This window comes from Paenibacillus agricola, assembly GCF_011440305.1.
Taxonomy (GTDB): Bacteria; Bacillota; Bacilli; order Paenibacillales; family NBRC-103111; genus Paenibacillus_S; species Paenibacillus_S agricola.
Genome location: NZ_JAAOIW010000004.1, coordinates 50,889 through 69,338 on the forward strand (window position 1 = coordinate 50,889; position 18,450 = coordinate 69,338).

Annotated in this window: 22 protein-coding genes and 2 pseudogenes; 8 read left to right on the forward strand and 16 right to left on the reverse strand. The window is 42.7% G+C overall.

From position 1 onward, the window contains the following. Nucleotides 1-20 precede the first annotated feature (20 nt). A pseudogene (locus G9U52_RS11590) lies at nucleotides 21-192 on the reverse strand (IS5/IS1182 family transposase); the annotation flags it as partial. A 6-nt stretch (nucleotides 193-198) separates the two neighbouring features. On the opposite strand from G9U52_RS11590, the gene G9U52_RS39235 reads away from it, so the two are divergent. Then, nucleotides 199-375 (forward strand): hypothetical protein, encoded by a 177-nt coding sequence (locus G9U52_RS39235; protein WP_207952995.1) that lies wholly within the window; start codon nucleotides 199-201, stop codon nucleotides 373-375. Here the strand turns inward: G9U52_RS39235 and G9U52_RS11595 are convergent. From G9U52_RS11595 to G9U52_RS11620, 6 genes are all read right to left on the reverse strand, one after another. Then, on the reverse strand, nucleotides 352-705 hold the full coding sequence (locus G9U52_RS11595) for a YmaF family protein (protein ID WP_166149628.1): 354 nt from the start codon (nucleotides 703-705) through the stop codon (nucleotides 352-354). The genes G9U52_RS39235 and G9U52_RS11595 overlap by 24 nt on opposite strands. A 350-nt stretch (nucleotides 706-1,055) precedes the next feature. Next, a complete protein-coding gene (locus G9U52_RS11600; RefSeq protein ID WP_166149630.1) occupies nucleotides 1,056-1,631 on the reverse strand; it encodes an S-layer homology domain-containing protein in 576 nt (191 codons plus the stop codon). 157 nt (nucleotides 1,632-1,788) lie between these two features. Further along, nucleotides 1,789-2,283: a nucleotidyltransferase family protein gene (locus tag G9U52_RS11605; RefSeq protein ID WP_311764850.1), complete on the reverse strand. Its 495-nt coding sequence runs from the start codon at nucleotides 2,281-2,283 to the stop codon at nucleotides 1,789-1,791. Nucleotides 2,284-2,366: 83 nt separating this feature from the next. Further along, nucleotides 2,367-2,906 carry a GNAT family N-acetyltransferase gene (locus tag G9U52_RS11610; protein WP_166149634.1) on the reverse strand — a complete coding sequence of 180 codons (540 nt, stop codon included), beginning with the start codon at nucleotides 2,904-2,906 and terminating at the stop codon, nucleotides 2,367-2,369. A 65-nt stretch (nucleotides 2,907-2,971) separates the two neighbouring features. Continuing rightward, nucleotides 2,972-3,484, reverse strand: a complete 513-nt coding sequence (locus G9U52_RS11615; protein ID WP_166149636.1) for a DUF6886 family protein — start codon at nucleotides 3,482-3,484, stop codon at nucleotides 2,972-2,974. 44 nt (nucleotides 3,485-3,528) lie between these two features. Continuing rightward, a complete protein-coding gene (locus tag G9U52_RS11620) occupies nucleotides 3,529-4,071 on the reverse strand; it encodes a GNAT family N-acetyltransferase (protein ID WP_166149638.1) in 543 nt (180 codons plus the stop codon). Between the two features lie 372 nt (nucleotides 4,072-4,443). Here G9U52_RS11620 and G9U52_RS11625 point away from each other — a divergent pair, with 372 nt between their 5' ends. Both G9U52_RS11625 and G9U52_RS11630 read left to right on the forward strand, forming a co-directional pair. Next, nucleotides 4,444-5,508 (forward strand): glycosyltransferase WbsX family protein, encoded by a 1,065-nt coding sequence (locus G9U52_RS11625; protein ID WP_166149640.1) that lies wholly within the window; start codon nucleotides 4,444-4,446, stop codon nucleotides 5,506-5,508. Between the two features lie 69 nt (nucleotides 5,509-5,577). Further along, the gene (locus G9U52_RS11630; RefSeq protein ID WP_243767294.1) at nucleotides 5,578-6,099 is read left to right on the forward strand and encodes a class I SAM-dependent methyltransferase; all 522 of its coding nucleotides are present in this window, start codon (nucleotides 5,578-5,580) and stop codon (nucleotides 6,097-6,099) included. 100 nt (nucleotides 6,100-6,199) lie between these two features. Here the strand turns inward: G9U52_RS11630 and G9U52_RS11635 are convergent, their stop codons facing one another. Then, complete coding sequence (locus G9U52_RS11635) at nucleotides 6,200-6,778, reverse strand: TetR/AcrR family transcriptional regulator (protein ID WP_243767295.1); 579 nt, start codon at nucleotides 6,776-6,778, stop codon at nucleotides 6,200-6,202. Between the two features lie 148 nt (nucleotides 6,779-6,926). On the opposite strand from G9U52_RS11635, the gene panD reads away from it, so the two are divergent. Then, complete coding sequence (gene panD, locus G9U52_RS11640) at nucleotides 6,927-7,328, forward strand: aspartate 1-decarboxylase (protein ID WP_166149644.1); 402 nt, start codon at nucleotides 6,927-6,929, stop codon at nucleotides 7,326-7,328. Then, nucleotides 7,321-8,052, forward strand: a complete 732-nt coding sequence (locus tag G9U52_RS11645) for a YheC/YheD family protein (RefSeq protein ID WP_166149646.1) — start codon at nucleotides 7,321-7,323, stop codon at nucleotides 8,050-8,052. Before panD ends, G9U52_RS11645 begins: the two co-directional genes overlap by 8 nt. Before the next feature lie 53 nt (nucleotides 8,053-8,105). On the opposite strand, the gene G9U52_RS11650 is transcribed toward G9U52_RS11645, so the two are convergent. The 6 genes and pseudogenes from G9U52_RS11650 to G9U52_RS11675 form a co-directional block, all read right to left on the reverse strand. Further along, a complete protein-coding gene (locus G9U52_RS11650; RefSeq protein WP_166149648.1) occupies nucleotides 8,106-9,314 on the reverse strand; it encodes a threonine synthase in 1,209 nt (402 codons plus the stop codon). 183 nt (nucleotides 9,315-9,497) lie between these two features. Beyond that, on the reverse strand, nucleotides 9,498-9,782 hold the full coding sequence (locus G9U52_RS11655) for a DUF2277 domain-containing protein (protein ID WP_166149649.1): 285 nt from the start codon (nucleotides 9,780-9,782) through the stop codon (nucleotides 9,498-9,500). Nucleotides 9,783-9,905: 123 nt separating this feature from the next. Then, nucleotides 9,906-10,321: pseudogene (locus G9U52_RS11660) on the reverse strand (VOC family protein). A 325-nt stretch (nucleotides 10,322-10,646) separates the two neighbouring features. Then, on the reverse strand, nucleotides 10,647-11,399 hold the full coding sequence (locus G9U52_RS11665; RefSeq protein WP_166149651.1) for a spermidine synthase: 753 nt from the start codon (nucleotides 11,397-11,399) through the stop codon (nucleotides 10,647-10,649). A gap of 35 nt (nucleotides 11,400-11,434) precedes the next feature. Next, on the reverse strand, nucleotides 11,435-12,229 hold the full coding sequence (locus G9U52_RS11670; RefSeq protein ID WP_166149653.1) for a helix-turn-helix transcriptional regulator: 795 nt from the start codon (nucleotides 12,227-12,229) through the stop codon (nucleotides 11,435-11,437). Between the two features lie 286 nt (nucleotides 12,230-12,515). Further along, nucleotides 12,516-14,006, reverse strand: coding sequence for a PAS domain S-box protein (locus G9U52_RS11675; protein WP_166149655.1), 1,491 nt, complete (start codon nucleotides 14,004-14,006; stop codon nucleotides 12,516-12,518). 341 nt (nucleotides 14,007-14,347) lie between these two features. Between G9U52_RS11675 and desA the strand changes: the two genes are divergently transcribed. The 3 genes from desA (at nucleotide 14,348) to G9U52_RS11690 (ending at nucleotide 17,171) form a co-directional block, all read left to right on the forward strand. Beyond that, on the forward strand, nucleotides 14,348-15,346 hold the full coding sequence (gene desA / locus G9U52_RS11680) for a Delta(5) desaturase DesA (protein WP_166149657.1): 999 nt from the start codon (nucleotides 14,348-14,350) through the stop codon (nucleotides 15,344-15,346). A gap of 92 nt (nucleotides 15,347-15,438) precedes the next feature. After that, entirely contained in the window at nucleotides 15,439-16,575 is a 1,137-nt protein-coding gene (locus G9U52_RS11685) for a sensor histidine kinase (RefSeq protein ID WP_166149659.1), read from the forward strand. After that, nucleotides 16,572-17,171 (forward strand): response regulator transcription factor, encoded by a 600-nt coding sequence (locus G9U52_RS11690; RefSeq protein ID WP_166149661.1) that lies wholly within the window; start codon nucleotides 16,572-16,574, stop codon nucleotides 17,169-17,171. Before G9U52_RS11685 ends, G9U52_RS11690 begins: the two co-directional genes overlap by 4 nt. 80 nt (nucleotides 17,172-17,251) lie before the next feature. Here G9U52_RS11690 and G9U52_RS11695 read toward each other — a convergent pair whose 3' ends face one another. Further along, nucleotides 17,252-17,791 (reverse strand): glutathione peroxidase, encoded by a 540-nt coding sequence (locus G9U52_RS11695; RefSeq protein ID WP_166149663.1) that lies wholly within the window; start codon nucleotides 17,789-17,791, stop codon nucleotides 17,252-17,254. Nucleotides 17,792-17,793: 2 nt separating this feature from the next. Continuing rightward, entirely contained in the window at nucleotides 17,794-18,243 is a 450-nt protein-coding gene (locus G9U52_RS11700; RefSeq protein ID WP_166149665.1) for a MarR family winged helix-turn-helix transcriptional regulator, read from the reverse strand. Nucleotides 18,244-18,450 lie beyond the last annotated feature (207 nt).

Here is an 18,450-nt window from a genome sequence, read left to right on the forward strand (position 1 = left end):
TTTCAGCTTTTGGCGATAATTTCGCTCGTCGTGACAACGGCTGCCGTAATGATCCGTTCCGGTCATGGCCATATGAGTCTTGTAGCCAAAGAACGAGGAGTCCGCGCTCTTGTGGCCCACCTTTGCATCATGGTCTTCTGAGATCCGCAGTTGCTCTAGGTCATCGACGCCCGTTTCTTTCAAGAAATTCAATGGGATATGCTTTACAAGGTCATGGGGGCAGCGTACAACGCAAAGCAGCTTAATTGGGATTGGATGCAGACGGTCGTAGACAAGACGTTGACGGCTTCGGGGCTTTCGATCCGGCACCTGCAGGACCGTTATCAGGCAGTGCTTAAAAGCACACTCGGTTCAAACAAGAGGTTGTTGAATTAATGTTGCGAAATTGAACTGATGTACATGACCATCATTTAGTGTAGTCATACCTTTTACGAAATGTACATGTTTGCCATTGCCAACAGGAATTGCACGTCCAGTCCTTATTCTTCTGAGATTATGAAAATGGTTCAAGAAATCGGTATGCGTGAGATCTATTTCATGAACATGACTGTTTCCTGAGCGGATCACTTGACCGGTAACACCTGCAAAACGGTGATTATGTCTATCCGCACCTTGTTCTGCTAATTTAGTACTACCTTCAAATTCATGTAAATGCGTCTGTCTACTTGCTAAAATCTTACTTTTTCTTGACGCTTGTTTACTCATTAGAACATCGCTCCCTTAAAGAAATTTGAATCATGGTATATTATTAGAATTGGGAAGAGTATGTGTTGGGCGAAAGACTTAATTTATCTATACCCCTTTACTATCAATATCTATAAAATGAATAATGGATAAAACACAGCAAAGCCCTCAATCCTATATGGATTGAGGGCTAATTTTTTTCCTAACAGCCAGGCGATGAGTTTATTTCTTCCTGTAGGCATATGCCTTTACTCACTATCAAATGCCTATGTATACCCAGGATCATGCAACCTATTGTGTTCTGGACCCCATGTCAAGGATACTTAAAAAAGCCTAAGCTGACAAAAGGCGATTCCTGTACTGAACGTCAGTTAAAAAGGATTTTTAACCCTGTATTGCACAGCGCCATAAGTCGCCACTACCAGGTCACTACGTCTAGCATCTACTGTGTAATCTGCGTTGATAGGGATAAAGCCCGCCTTAATGGCTGCTGCGACATAACCCTTCGCCCAACCAGACACCTTACCATCGACAGCCTCTGCACTAGGCTCCAGCTTAAAAGCTCGGACTAATACCGTTGCCATCTGCTCCACCGTAATATTCATGCCTGGCGCAAATTGCCCTTCAGCAACACCGTCGAAAAACGTCGCCTTCGTTGTTGCCCCGATATAGCCTGTAGCCCATTCATAACCAGCTAAATCCTGGTATACAGAAGCGCTTTCTGCATCCTCGGAAAGATTCCAGATTAAACCCATTATTTTCGCGAATTGTGCTCGGTTTGTTAAGGATTCAAGGTCTGCACCTTTCTCCGTACCATCAAAGATGCCCATGCCTTTTAAAATTTCATATTTTTCTAAAGGTGTCTTTTCTTCCGCTCCTAATGCCACAGAGCTGAACATGCTAAAAACCAAAGTCAAAACTAACGCAATCGTTACCATTCTTTTCATAACGTGATGTCCCCCTACGAATCTAGTTATAGTGTCGTAGGATATTTAAACAGAAAGAACAATATTTAAACAGTTTGCTTTATAGAGATGTTAGTCACTTCAACAATAATGATGCTTCCCCATTGTTTCCAGAAGTAATGAATAACCTTCAATTTCATTAATAGATTTCCAATTTGGGCCAGAGCCCTTTCCAATTTTTCTGGTTAACTCTGTACCTATAGTGGCCTTCATCCTTAAATAGAGGGCTTTTTTTTACCCTGAATTCAAAAATATCTTCCAGACCATAAGGACATACGACCGAAACGCGGTTATCGTTTTCCAATTTGACCCCGATCGCTGTAGCAGTTTCTGGCCATTGACTTAGCGCATCCTCGATTGAGTGATAGGGCTGGTCACCATTTTTAATATGCATTCTTGCTTGATTTTTTACAGACCAAAGCGAATTTCCCGTCTCTCGTTTTAATTTTTGTTCATATGTTTTTTCGTTTTCTTCATCTAATTCATCTGGATTATAATAAACAACATCAATATCATTTAATGGAGTTCTCTCTGGAAAATCATGTAATACATCCCATATATAATTCCGAATGTACCCAGCAGCTATGTAACTATCAGGTAGATTGAGATCTCTAATAATCGATAAATCTTGCATAATGGTTTGGTTCTTAGTTATTAGCTCTATAAAAGTGGACGTGTATGTATCCATATGAACATGACCTCGTTTAATTTATTTCACTAGAATACTTTTTTAATTAAGCTTACCCGAATGACTTCATCCCAAATAGGTCCCTGCCTCACTTCCTCATATCCAAGCTTTTTATTAAGCGCGATCACATGGAGATTTTGTACTTCTGTATGTGTATATATCAAATTTACATCATTTAGTATAGCTACCTCTTCAACCATTTGCTTTAATGTCGTGGCTATACCACGTCTTCGAAAATCGGGGGCTACCCATAGTTGAAAAATCTCCACAAAGCGCCCATCCTCCTGAAATAAACGCCGATCCAGTTCATTGAAAATGGTCTTCCAAAGGAACTTCCCATCTCGATTAACAATTGAATACATGATCATCCCGATTCTTTCGCTGCTCGTTTTGTCCTCATAAATAAAGGCTCCTCTTTTTGTATCCGTCACGAATTTCATTATTTTCTCGCGATGCTTTCCCTGATCCTCGTTGATTAGTTGAGTCTCAGATGATTCCGTAATTCCATCCACCAATAAATCAATCTGAACCAAAAAATCAAGGTCATGTTTATCCGCTGATCGTATCATGGCTGCACCACTTCTCTTGTAATTGATCCACCATAAAAGCTCACCCTTAAATTACCTCAACCCATCTAACTCTGTATCGCGTTTTTCATTCTTATCATTGAAAAATTTACCGTAGATGACAATATAGCTTGCTTGAGCGGCATTAGCGAAGGAGTAATCCGAACTTCAATACCCAAATCCGTTATACTTGCCAAAAGATTATCGATCCGCTCTACCGCTAGTGGTTTAACTGTACGTGTTGTTGTAAAGTAACCTGCGTCAGCATGGTTTAAAATAAAGTCATCCGGATCAAACGTATACCGATATATGCATCCTTTAACCATTCTATCAAGCCAACCCGCTTCCCATGCAACGATTCGCCGGTTTTGTGAATGCCCAAAAAAACGCTCCATATCTTCATCTGTGGTCTCATCTTTAGGCCATATACATACTCTCGGGCAATCACGCGGGAAAAAATAATGCGGTGCATGAAACTCGTCGATCGCCCACACTTGGGCTGGCTCATCAAGCCGATACTCCAGCTGTCTGGGCTCAAAGATACATATATCGGGTTCTTCACTAAAGTGATATAGCTTCATTGTTTAGCCGCCTTCCCTAAAAATACGCCAAAAGCTTTTGGCGCTTACACTCCAATATCTTCAGCCAAAATCCCATATACCACATGGTCATAAAATCGTCCATCTATCCATTCCGCTTGCCTAATTGTCCCTTCATGAATAAATCCAAGCCGCTCAGGAATCGCTCTGCTTTTATAATTCTCTGAACATGCCCTTATTTCCACCCGATTTATGCCTAAATCTTGAATTAAATAGCGTAGTAAACCTTTACACGCCCGAGTCATAACACCAGAGCCCTGATACTTTTCGCCCAGCCAGTAGCCTATTGAAGTTTTCCTATTCCTCCAGTTAATGTCATGAACTCCAATACAGCCTACAAGCTCATTGTTAAATATAATACCGCTCGAAAAGCCATTGTTTTTCGCAAACCGGCTTAGTTCGAATTGAATAAATTCTTGCGTAACCTCTACTTTTGTTGATTCGTTTACCCAAGGTAGCCACTTGGACAAATAATCATGATTGTTATTTATCAAAGTAAATAGCTTTTCAGCATCTTGGAGCTCTAGTATTTTCAATTCAATTTCCTCGCAGATTTTAAAGGTAAACATGGGGCTCCTCCCTTTCTTTATTGAAATCAGTGATCACGAATAAATCAATAACTCCTTCTTTAAATTCAATTAATCCCATAATATCCCTGCCTACTCCCAAAAAAGAAAATGGGGGTAGCCTTAGCCTAGCGCAAGCCTGTTTAATTCAAAATATGCACCCGAGCATGCATTAACTCATACATATATATCTATATAAAAAAAGAGCCAGGGAGATGATGCAGAGAGTGAAAAAAGGTTAGGACTGGCAACGGTATTTCTGCAAATGCCGCCATGCAGGCAGCTAATTTCAATACGCGGCAATTTTCAATAAAAAGAGAAACTACTTATTCATTTTAGAAGCTACCTTCTTAAGATTTTAGAGGAGAGATGATTTTGAAACTTATAGCCTTCTATTTGCCTCAATTTCATGAGACCGACGAAAATAATCGTAATTGGGGAAAAGGATTTACCGAATGGACCAATACCAGAAAAGCACAGCCTCTATTTCCTGGACATTATCAGCCGAAAGAGCCGTACCAAGACTATTACTATGATTTGACGGACGAATCTGCAAGGGAATGGCAAGCTCAAATTGCAAGAAAATATGGCATCTACGGATTTTGTTATTATCATTACTGGTTTAAGGGAAAAAGGTTTCTTCATAAACCAATTGATGCAGTTCTTCAAAATGGGAAGCCCGATTTCCCTTTCTGTCTTTCCTGGGCAAACGACCCGTGGACAAGAACATGGACCGGTTCAAGTCATGAGGTATTGGAAGATCAAGATTACGGAGAAAAAGTAGATTGGAAAGAACATTTCGAATTTCTTTTAACAGCATTTAAAGATAAAAGGTACATCAGAGTAGAAAACAAACCTTTATTTCTTATATATCGTCCTAGCGATATTCCCCAATGCGAGGAAATGCTGGAGTATTGGCAGAAATTAGCTGTCGAAAATGGGCTTGATGGAATCCATCTCGTCCAAACTTTAAATAGATTTAACAACCCTCAACTTAAAGGTTTCGATGCTCGTATTGAGTTTGAGCCTGGATACACCATGTATTTAACAAATGGTATCCATTGTGGAAAAGCTGTTGATGGATATAAGCAAACATTTAATCTAATGGATTACGATAAATACTGGTCCTGTATACTAGAAAGAAAAGTTGACATGGATAGTGTTAAAACTTATTTAGGAGCTTTCATCGATTGGGATAACTCCGCCCGGGTTGGAGGAGAACGGCCTCTCATCTTCACCGGTGCGTCTCCCGAAAAATTTTCCTTATATTTAACACAACAAATAAAAAAATCTCTAGATATAAACAGTGACTTTTTGTTTATTAATGCCTGGAATGAATGGGCCGAAGGAACGTATTTAGAACCGGATAAAAAATACGAATTCCAATATTTGGAGGCATTAAAAAAAGCATTAGCAAATAACGGGTTTTGTGAGAGGTGATCTGAAATTACTGGAAATTTGCTTCAAATTAGCCAATTTTATCATTTTATTGACTCGATCAGTGGGTGGTTGACAACTACAGAGCAAACTGCACTCCTACATTTGCCAGCTCTCGTTGATCATTTAGATGGGGAAATTGTTGAGATCGGTTCCTTTAAAGGAAAAAGTACTGTTGCATTAGGTCTCGGGAGTAAGTGGATAAGTGAAAGGAAACGAACAATTTTTGCCATTGATCCTTTTATTTCTAATGGATATTATTCCGATTATTTTAATGAATTTCAGAATAATATTCTAAATTACCGTGTTGCAAACTATGTATCACCAATAAAAAAATTCAGCCATGAAGCCATCCAAGATTGTCCTAAGCGCATATCTGCCCTTTTTGTAGATGGAGACCATAGTTATTTAGGCGTAAAAAGTGATATAGACTTATATGCTCCAAGAGTTGTCGGCGGAGGATTTATAGCGTTTCATGACTACACTGCTTATGCCGATGTTAGAAGAGCTGTTGATGAATTATGTGATAGTAGAGAATATGTACATGTTTGTGATTACGATAGTTTGCGCCTCATACGTAAATTGGACAAATAACTCTGGTATTGTAGACCAGGGCCATTTTGTTTAAGATCTAGGGCACCTATAGAGTGGACACTTTGAACAAGAGGGTTCAGCTATGGGTACCTTTTTCACATTAAGCTCTAATGGCATCCCAGCTCATCTGGATAATTTGTTGCATATTGGCCTCATTGGCTTCAAATTGTCCTTTGAAGTGTGCTTTTGCCAGCTGTGCTACGGGTGAATAGAGATAAGTCAGCAGAAATGTAGTTTCCAATCGCTTTAGATCGCCTGCCCGCTTTCCCTGCTCGATAAAGTCGTACAAAGAGGTAAACATACTTGAGGTATCCTCTAGGCATAATTTATCCATAAGCGGCGAGGTTGTAAACTGCTCCAGAAACATAAAATAATCCTTGTTTTCCAAAATAAATTGCATGGAGTTTCTCATAAACCTCTCACAAACCATTTGGGTCGGCATGGCGGGATCAAGCTCTTGTATCATTTGCCTGCTCAGCTTCTCCTTCACATTCACATAAAGCTTGCCCAGCATATCCTCCTTATTCTCAAAATATACGTAAATCGTTGCTGATGAAACCTTCGCTCTTTTGGCGATTTTGGACATGGAAATGTCGGAGAACCCAATTTCATTCAGTAATTGAATCGTGGCTTCAAAAATAGCTTCGCTTTTATATTCATCTTTATGTCTCATAGCCATATGTTAAATGATCATTTGATTATTTGCAACCTTGCTACAAACAGCTAAAAGGACAACAAGATCTGAAAGCAACTGCCGCTCTGCTTGCATAGAATGCTAACAGAACTACAGCCTAATGCTTATTATTATCTGAAAAGGAGATCTCTCCATGTTACGTTTGATGTGTAAAGGAAAAATACATCGTGCTACAGTTACTGAAGCCGATCTGAACTATGTGGGAAGCATCACGATCGACTCGCTTTTGATGGATAAAGCTCATATATTGCCTTACGAAATGGTACAAATAACCAATCTCAGGAATGCTACTCGATGGAAAACCTATGCGATACCCGATACAGCAGGCGCTGGGAAAATCGGTTTAAATGGTCCGCCTGCTCAGCTTTTCCAGCCTGGTGACCTTGTTATTATTTTGAGCTTGGGCCTGATGACGCAAGAGGAAATTGAGCTGCTGAAGCCAAGCGTCGTTTTTGTTGACTCCCGGAATCAATTGGTCAGCGTCGAGGCGCATGATCTGGTTATCAGCGAGCAAGAGGCGCATCGCAATGAGTAGGCGCAGCTCAAGCAAATGGAGCAAGTATAAGGTTCTTAAGAAATCGCAGTCATTGGTCCGCTACTTGCCAGCAACCTATCCGTTGAAAAAAAAGCCATTCTGGCGATTGTTAAACCAATACGATGAGGTTATTGTCAAGCCTACGGGCAGCTATGGTGGACGTGGGGTGCTGCTCATTAAAGCATTGGGCGGGCAAAAGTTCCTAGTACGTGCTGGAGCTAAAAGGAAAAAGATAACCGGCACAACCAAGCTGCTGAATTACGTGCGGCCTCCATCCTCAAAAAATTTAATCGTCCAGCAAAGAATCTCGCTTGCCACTATCAACGGGCGCCCTTTTGACCTAAGGGTTATGGTACAACGGCTGCGTAAATCCTCCTGGGAGATAACAGGGAAGCTAGCCAAGGTGGCAGGAAAAGGCTATATCATTACAAATATGAGGAGGAGCCATGGCTCCATACTCCCCGTGAAGAAAGCGATTCAACGCTCGCAATTAAAAAGCTTGTCCACCCACAGCCTGCTTGCCCATATCGATCAGGTGGCCTTGTTAACCGCCAAGCAGCTCAAAAGCTATTACCCTCGAATACGGTCGATAGGGATAGATCTGGGCCTCGATAAAAGCGGCAAGGTTTGGATTATAGAAGCTAATTTCAAGCCTGCTGCCTCGCTTTTCCTCAATCTCAAAGACAAATCGATGTATCGAAGAATCCGATTTTTTTCAAAATAAGATTAACTAACAGCCCATGGATCAGAAACATCCAAGGGCTTTTTTGTGTCCGGTCATGGAGAGTGGATGGACTTAAAATCTTGATAGCTTTTAATCAGCGGTAATTGCAGTTTAGTTGGGTAAAGCGTGTATTTCATTGCGTGCGAGGTATTGAAAAGCACTACCTTATCCTGGCCGAGGATCCAGCCCGAATCGATCAGCCGCTGCAATCCCGCCCAGGTAGCGGCTCCCTCCGGGGATGAAGAAATACCGCATAATCCCATTGCAGCCGTTGCTGCATGGATTTCTTCGCGAGTAACAGCAATGGCTGTGCCCTTTGTTTCGCGCAGGATCGAGACAATCAGATTCCTGTTAGGAGGCCGTGGCACCCTCATGCCTGTAGGCATCGGGCTTCCTGCCGGGAGAGTTTCGGGCTGGGCATGCTGCCAAAATGCCGAAACGATCGGTGTGCAGCCGTCCTCCTGAACCGCAACAAACCGCGGCAGCGCTCCCGTCACCAGCCCCATTGCCAGCAGCTGGTGAAAGGCTCGCCAAAGCCCGATAAGGCCGGAGCCTCCGCCTGCCGGATAAACAATAACATCCGGCAGCGTCCAATCCAGCTGCTCGGCGAGCTCGAAGCCCATCGTTTTTTTTCCTTCCACTCTTCCGGGCTCTCGCATGGTGCCTACATTATACCAGCCTTGCTCAAGCTTGCCTTCTTCTACTATAGCGCCGGCATCATGGATCAAACCATCGACCCTATAGGTGTGCGCCCCATAGTTGACACACTCCTCTATAATAAGCCCAGGGCAATCCGCAGGTAGGAATACGTAGGCTTCCATTCCAGCCCGGCTCGCATAAGCCGACAACGCCGCAGCTGCATTCCCGTTCGATGGCAATGCGACTTTTTTGATTCCGCTTTCGTTGATTAAAGTAAGTGCTGAAGCAAATCCCCTAGCTTTGAAGCTGCCGGTCGGGTTTTGCTCCTCCCTTTTTACGTAGAGACCTCCCAAAGGCAGCTTTTTCTCCCATTCTGTAAGCCTGACAAGTGGCGTGCTTCCTTCACCCAAGGAAATGATGCTGCTTAACTTAGCTATGGGCAATAATTCATGGTATTTCCACATGGAGGCCGGCCTTGCTCGCAGCCGCTTTTTCGTAAATGTCAGCGCCGCGCGCTGCAGGTCATATTCAACCAGCCATGTGCCTCCGCAGGTGCATTTCCCTTCTAAAGCAAACGGTATTTTTCGGCTGCATAACGAGCATATTAACCCAAATTTGTCCAAAATGGCAGTCCTCCGTTGTCGTGTAACTTCCACTGAAACCTCTAGCTTCCAGCTTCATAGCACTGCATCCTAGGTGCCAGTGTCGAGACAAAATTGGTGGCATTCCAGTTTTTATAACGTATTCGGGTTTATGCTTAAAATCACGGTTATCGCCTATTTTTGAATAAATGGACGTTTTCCCCCTTAAGAATGTAAGGAATCCGTTCCGAACCTTTTTACAGATTTAATGCGAGCACGTTCGATTTCAACCTCGCGATTGCGTGGATCGGCGTTGGTAACCAGTGAATCCAGCAAGGTTCGGGCAACCAGCGCGACTTCTTCAATCGCACGGTTAAACGCAGCCTCGTTCGCTTTTGAAGGCTGTGTGAAGCCAGACAGCTTTCTGACGAATTGCAGCGAAGCCGCCTGAACCTCTTCATCGGTCGCTGTCGGTTCAAAGTTAAATAATGTCTTTATATTTCGGCACATGACGTTTCTCCTTTTAGATACATTTATTTTAATAATAACGTAATAGCGATAACAATAAAACCAAAAACCCCCGAATTGGGATTCGAGGGCTCTTACATATATTTTTAAATCACATTGGTATGCTCATTCTTGAATTATCGCGCTCTCGTCCATATGCATGATTTCCCATAGATGTCCGTCTACGTCCTGAAAGCTCCATTGGTACATAAAGCCGTGGTCCATTGGTTCACTGGAAGCCTTGCCGCCAGCGGCTAATGCTTTATTGACCAGCTCGTTCACTTTTTCCTTGCTTTCAGCAGAAATGGCGATAATAACCTCTGTAGTTTTAGCAGAATCAGCAATTTCTTTGTTAGTGAAGCCTTTAAAGAACTCCTCAACCAGCAGCATCACGAATATATGCTCACTAATAATCATACATGTTGCATTTTCATCGGTAAACTGGGGTTTAATTCAAAACCAATGGCCGTAAAAAATTCGACGGATTTATTCAAATCTTTTACAGGTAAATTAACAAAAATCTTATCTGCCTGAACGCCCATTCATCGATCACCTCAAAGTTAGAATATCATGCACGTGGAATGCTTGTCTTTCTTAAGCACTTCCTTAGTATAGCATCTACTTGAGGCTGGGATTTCTTATCGATTGCTATCTTTATTCAAATAGCTTCAGCCCACCGCTGCCCGCGTTCGTTGCAAGGCAGCATCCATATGGAGCACCTGCTTAGCCAAGCCTTCGATTCGTTCGATGACGTAAGGATCGACAATTTCATTATTACCTTTAAAATGGTCCTATGCGCATATACATAATCCAAAACGGTATAGGCTCGGAAGTAGCGACGGCTTCCTCGAATTTTGATTTATGACTCTACTTAATGGGTTGGGTGTCTCTAATGATATGTCCCTGCCCTAATTCGATTTCATAAAAGCCAGCCATCTCCCGGGCCTGCCATTGGATAGGTGTATGACTACCCATTACAATAATGTTGCGTATGTCAGCCGCGCTCTCTGATGGCAGCATGAAAGCTTTAGAGAAAGCATAAATTTCTCTCAGTGTAGTATGAATGGCATTTACCAGCTTATCGTTGTGGGCTTTTCCCATCAGATTCATAATAAGGGCTCCCTGCTTGGATAGCTTTTGGTGGGTCATTGTGAAAAACTCCAAGGAAGTTAGATGCAACGGGGTTCCCTTTTTCGTGAAGGCGTCCAAAATGATATAATCTAACGTTTGACCAGCCTCGTTCGCGAGCAGCTCGCGTCCGTCTCCGACCCTTATATTATCCATATCATAATTGAAATAAGACCTGCTTAGCTCCACTACCTTCGCGTCAATTTCCGCTACGGTAAACCGCTTTTTGGGGTAATGGCCGGCAATCGTCCCAATTCCATGCCCAATGATAAATACCCGCTCGAATGTAGGGGCATGGTTATCCATCAAGTGGATAATTGCCCGAGGATACTCTAACACAATGCGTTTCGGATGGTTTAGGTCCATTGCACCTTGCACCGCATGATCGGAAAATTGCAAAAAGCGAAATTTTCCTTGCTCCCCATAAAGCTGAGTAGCCTCATATACGGAAATCTCATCATGGATGCTGGACTCTGCCGCTAATAAATACAAATCGTCGATCCCCTTTAGACTTCATTATGTAGGCGTTACCTGCTGCTGGACTGAACAACACGTTGGAGGAAGTTATTCATTAAAAAAGACAAAGAAATAAGAATGGGAGGGTCATCCTCTCGAGGCGTATAAAGCATCACCTGCTGGTAAGGGACAGCAGTATGAGGCAAGACTGTGATCGGCTCCTTCGACCTTGTACGCAAGGTCCTCTGTGGAAGCAAAAAATCGATTGCCTGTGTTCCCCACGACACCGATGTAGCCATTAGGTAATAAGTGCCTGGTTTGACGCCCGTCAAACCGAAATAACCCAAGGAAGAAACCAATGTTCCATAAAGGGGCATTCCTTCAGGAATCGGTTTGGCGAACAAGCCGATCAGGATAACCCCTTCGAATGGAACCTCAGCTCGAATGGTGCCTTGGATGGTTTCAGCCTGATTGAGGATAGGATAAGTACGCTCCCAACTTTCAAGTTTCATCAACGAGTGTAAATGGCTGTCAGCTTGCAGCTTGGAGTTGCGAAAATCGGATGGCGTTACGCCCACCCGTTCAGAGAATCGTGTGGTAAAGGTGCCCAGGCTTTGCTGCCCAATTTCCAGCCCGATATCGCGGACACTTAAATTGGTTTGCAGCAAAAGTTCCTTCGCTTTTTGCAATCGAAGAGACGACACATAATATAACGGAGAGAGCCCGATTCGTTCCTTGAATATCCGTGCAAAATGATAAGGGCTATAGCCTGCATAATCTGCCAATCGGGAAAGCAGCAGCGGTTCATATAGGTATTGATGAATGTATGTAATGACGCCGTCTATTTCTGCATACCGTTCAGTCAACGTTTTCCACCTACCTTCACAATAGGATACAGAACAATAGTTCGCATTAATTCTACCACACATTTCCTTTTTTTGAAATGGGACAAGTTGAATTGCTTTGTTAGGTAATCTCCTGCGGTGGAGCGAGGACGGGTAAAGGTGTATGGGATTCCAGCTGTTTGCTCAAAGATAAAAACGACCTTTTCCGCTCATTCCGCGGTTAAAGGTCGTTTTCACTGTAAGGAATATACAACAAAGCAAGTTAGAAGCTTTACAACAAAGCTCCTTCTGGATAGTCTACAGTTTTTCACAGCAGTATAACTATCGAAGTCCCAGTTCCTTCCTCAGACTCGATGCTTAATGTCCCGCCATGCCTTTCTACAATATTCAAACAGACAGTTAAGCCGAGCCCTGTCCCGCTATCTTTTGTTGTATAAAAAGGCTCAAATAGCTGGCTCATTTTATCTGGGGGAATGCCGCAGCCTGTATCGGAAATCCGCAATTCCACTTTGTCCATCACCCTTCTCGTCTTAACGATAACCTTCCCTCCCGCTTCCATGGCTTCCATCGAGTTTCGCAACAAATTAAGCAGCAGTTGCTTAATTTCCTTATCATCCAAAAGTAATTTATGTAGGGTTTCATCAAGACACAACCTCACGTCATGCCCTTTTAAAATAGCTTCTGCAGATATAATCGGATACAGGGTTTCTATAATTTTATTAAGGCATAGAGATTTCCTTTCGACAGTCCGATTTTTGGAAAGTGCCAGGAAATCGCTAATAATCTCATTAGTTCTGTCGAGCTCGTCGAGTATGATTTTGAAATAACCTTGATCCGATTCATTTTTTTGGGCCAAAAGCTGGATAAATCCACGGATGGTTGTTAATGGATTTCGGATCTCATGTGCAATACTGGCAGCTAACTGTCCAATTGTTGAAATTTTATCCGTTCTTCGGAGTAATTCCTCCTGCTGGGCTTTCATTTCTTCCAGATTTTTTTTGTCTGTAATATTCTGAATATGCGAAGTGTAATACAAGGGTTGTCCTACTTCATCATGGACTAGGGAAACCCCCAAAAACCCCCATACATTTTGGCCATTCTTATGGATGTATCTTTTATCCATATTGTAATTTGTAAGCGTTTGATTGCGAAGTTGCTCAAGAAACCAAATATCTGCTTTTAAGTCATCTGGGTAAGTGATTTCCTGGAAACTTTTTTCAAGCAGCTCCTGCTCGGAATAACCGATAAAATCACATAATGCCCTATTCACCTTTATTATATGCCCATCCAGAGCTACAAGAGCCATACCTATAGGTGCGTAATCGAACGCGTTACGAAACTTTTCCTCGCTCTCGCGCAATTCTGTTTCCGATTCTTTGCGCTCCGTGATGTCCCGACTGATACATACAACATAGGGATGCTCAATTCCTGTAATCTGGATCGTTTTATATGCGGTTTCGAACCAAATATAATGTCCTTTTTTATGACGGATTCGATAGCTAATTACTCCATTGCTGTTGTGGCACTGCTCACTAATCGTTTTCCTATCCTCGGGATGAAGGTATTCATATTGTACAGTACCCAATAATTCTGCTTGATCATAACCCAACAAAGTGTGAACGGATGGGGAGATATATTGGCATAATCCATCAATGGTAATAAAGGTAACTATATCTTCATGCGAGTTTTCAGATATTAAGATGAATAATTCATCAAAATCTTGTACCCTTTTCTTAAATCTGTAATCTACAGAAGTTGAGCTGAAAGAATTAACATCATCACAACTATCCAACACCATAAGTTACTTCCCCTTCATGTCATAGTTGTACAAGTACTATACTAGTCGCGTTGTTAGGTAATAATGGGTTACTGGCTTAAGCTACTCAGTAAATTAGGTATATTATACCTAATTTAATTTACTATTTATGTTCAAATAAGTAAATAGATTTGCGATCCTTTTCATAATTTAGTAGCGTTCTGAAATCACTACTATTTTCTTAACATTGTTTGTAATATGACATTTGTCATGTGGAGTAGCTGACACTTATGACTTACGCCAAGCGGCAACAATCTCTAGAATAGAAAGTGAAGCTGACGTCCTACAATCATAGCTTACGTAATCACTCCAAGGAGGAAGCCATGTCAAGTTCCGATCACACTCACGCTAGTTTAAGAAAAAATGTCGCTCCCTATGAAAAATCCAATCTCAAATCGAGCATCGGTCAGTTGCTTAACACATTGCCTCCTTTCTTCCTACTCTGGATTGCCGCTTATTTAAGCTTATCGGTATCCTATTGGTTAACGTTAGGCTGCTGCATTCTAGCTTCCGGATTTTTGATCCGCATTTTTATCGTGTTTCATGACTGCTGCCATCAATCTTTCTTCAAAAACAAATTAGCCAATGAAATTCTTGGTACTATAACAGGAATTCTTACCGTTTTCCCTTATCACCAATGGAAGCATAGCCATTCCCTCCATCATGCAACAAGTAGCAATTTAAATAAACGCGGCGTTGGCGATATTTGGATGCTGACCGTTGATGAATATAAAGCCTCATCGTTTTGGCATCGCCTTGGCTACCGTCTATACCGCAATCCTATCGTCATGTTCGGCATCGGACCCATTTTCACTTTTCTCATTCAATCCCGCTTTAATGTAAAAGGAGCTAAACGTTCGGAGCGGATCAATACTTGGATTACTAATTTTGCCATTGTCGCTTTATACGGCTTTCTTTGCTGGGCAATAGGCTGGCAGGCGTTCCTGCTCATCCAAGGCCCGATTTTTTGGATATCCGGTTCACTTGGTATCTGGTTGTTTTATGTTCAGCACCAATTTGAGGACTCTTACTTCGAGGATGAAAAGGAATGGAATTATGTAAAGGCTGCCATTGATGGAAGCTCTTATTACAAGCTCCCTAAAGTGCTGCAATGGATCACGGGGAATATCGGCTTTCATCATGTCCACCATTTGAGTCCAAGAGTGCCTAATTATAATTTGGAGCAAGCCCATAACGCTGTACCGCCGCTTCAGCAAGCCACGACGATTACAATTCCCACCAGCCTCAAAGCGCTCGGTTACAAACTATGGGATGCCGAGAACCGTACCTTTGTTGGCTTTAAGGAAATTAAGCTGAAGTAATGGTAAAATAGGATAAGGGAATGACCGAAGCTTAGTCATCTAGCCATTTCGGTTGTTCCAAAGCTGTTTTTCGATTTAGGAGCGACGCTACCATGCTGAAAAAGTATCATATTTTCCCAAAAAGCTCCGGCTTAAATCTTTATATGTGGCTCGGGTTCGGCATTATGCCCTTTTACTTTATAATCCGTTCCTCCTCCAATCTGCAGATTGTATCAGGAATCCTGCTTATTATTGCCTTCTTCTTCTGTTATAGGCTGACGCTTTCTTCCAAGGGGTGGCCGGTATATGTCGGCATCAGCTTGCAGATTGCTATTTCCATTGCTATGACCATTCTGTTTAGTTATAGTTATTTCTCGTTTTTTTTGGCTTTCTTTATTGGTAATATCCAGAATCGAGCAGGTTTTATTACTTTGTATACTATACATTTGGTCACAACGGTGATAACTATCAACATTGGCTTTGTCTTAGAAAACAAATTTTTCGTTACGCAGCTTCCTTTTATTTTAATCAGCCTGATCGGTGTCATCCTGCTCCCTCTTGGCAGCTATAACCGGAACAAGCATGGAGTACTTCAAGAGCAGCTTAAGGATGCGAACATCCGAATTGCCGAGATGGTCAAGATCGAGGAACGGCAGCGGATCGCCCGCGATTTGCATGATACACTGGGACAAAAGCTTTCGCTTATTGGGTTAAAAAGCGACCTAGCGAGCAAATTAATTATTAAAGACCCGGAGCAGGCACGAGCGGAGATTAAAGATGTGCAGCAAACAGCCAGAACCGCGCTAAAGGAAATACGCCAATTGGTTTCACAAATGCGTGGGACAAGAATTGAAGAGGAAATTTTTCGCGTTGAGCAAATTTTGAAGGCCGCCGAAATTGAGTTCAGCCTGCAAGGCAACCATACGATATCCGACATTTCGTTATTGTCCGAAAATGTGCTCAGCATGTGCCTGAAGGAATCAGTCACTAATGTTGTCAAGCATAGCGGCGCTTCGCTCTGCTCGCTCACCTTTGACCAGACACAAGCTGAGCTTCTGATGAAGGTGCATGACAATGGTAGTAACCGGAGTGAGGAATTGAAAAACCTGAAGGGTAATGGGTTACAAGGTATGAAGGAGCGACTGGAATTCGTAAATGGAAGCCTGAAAGTTGTTTTGGCGGAAGGAACCACGCTCATCATGAGAATCCCAAAAAATATAAAACAACCCGATAAGGATGATCACTTATGATTCGAATTGTGATTGCGGAAGATCAACGCATGCTGCTGGGAGCCCTTGGCTCTCTGCTCGATTTGGAAAAGGACATGGAGGTTGTCGGCAAAGCGGTTAATGGGGAGCAGGCGCTGGAGCTTGTCCGTCTGCATCAGCCAGATATATGCATTATGGACATTGAAATGCCGCTGAAAAACGGGCTTGAAGCCGCGGAGGAGTTAAAAGGAAATCCCTGTAAGGTGATTATCTTAACGACCTTTGCACGGACGGGGTATTTCGAGCGTGCGATCAAAGCGGGGGTTTGTGGCTATTTATTAAAGGACAGCCCCAGCGAAGAGCTGGCTCATTCCATCCGCAGCGTGCTGGCCGGCCGCCGTATTTATGCATCTGAATTGGTCGATGATGCTTATAGCGCAGAGAACCCGCTTACCGAGCGGGAAACAGAGGTGCTGGAGCTGATTGCCGACGGCAAAAACACAAAGGAAATCGCAAGCGAGCTCTACCTGACTACAGGGACCATTCGCAATTATATATCTGTTATCCTCGATAAGCTCGAGGTCAAAAATCGGATTGAAGCTATCAAGCATTTTAATGAAAAGGGCTGGTTCAAATGAGCGCCGCCAATCCATAAACCCCTCTGGAGGTTCGCAGAGGGGTTTTAGGTATGCATAAGTTTACATGTACGGGTTTAAACTTAAAGCAAGGCTTCAACGGCCGATCCCATATCAAGCGGCGAAACCGTGGATTCGAAGCGTTGAACGGGATTGCCTTCTTTATCAATCAGGAACTTGGTGAAATTCCATTTGATAGCATTACCTTCAAGCATTCCGGCTTTTTGCAACATATTGTGCAGCATTTTACCTGTGCCATCCTCCAGGTCAAAGCCTTGGAACGGCAGTTGCTCCGTCAAATAACCAAACAACGGATGCTGCCCTTCACCCAGTACATCTACCTTCTCAAAAAGCGGAAAGGTAACGCCATAGTTGATCTGGCAGAAGGTATCAACCTCTTCGTTAGATCCAGGCTCTTGCCCGCCAAATTGGTTGCAAGGAAAACCAAGGATAACAAGCCCTTGATCCCGATACTTCTCATACAGCTTCTGTAGCTCGGAATATTGCGGTGTAAATCCGCATTTGCTGGCGGTGTTGACAACAACGACCACCTTGCCTAAATATTGCTCCAATTGAACTTCCTGCCCTCGAATATTAGTTGCACGAAATGCTGTAGCTGTCATGTTTATTCCTCCTGTATAGTTTGATGAACTTCCTCTAACAGCTCAGTAAGCCGTTTCCTCATGGCGAACGCTTCTTCCGGAGCCATCTTAATCTGACAAAATACCTGCTCTGGCACCTCGTACGCATGTTCCTTCATCGCTTGGCCTTGCTCGGTCAGCTTGATGATGACGCTGCGCTCATCCTTAGGATCACGGGTTCTGCTGATGAGCTTCATGCCCTCAAGCTTCTTCAAAAGCGGCGTTAATGTCCCTGAATCCAAATAAAGCTTTTTGCCCAACTCTTTAACCGTCAAACTTTGTTGCTCCCACAGCACCAATAAAGCGAGATATTGGGTGTAAGTGAGACCCAGCTTATCAAGTATCGGCCGGTACAACTTGATTACTTCTTTAGAGAAAGCATAAATCGCGAAGCAAAATTGGTTTTCAAGCTTCAATAATTGTTCCCGGTTCATGTGCAACCTTTCTCCTTACTTTTTTAATGTATTTCATCAAATACAATTGCATACAATTAAAATAACACTTTTAAAAGGTGCTGTCAACCTTTGCTTTAATTAAAGACCCAGCTCTTGAGTTTCATTAACAATGTTAAATAGGATATCAACCGTAGTTTAGGGCCCCTTATTGTACTATCCTGCTGCCGTTAAAAACAACAACTGCTT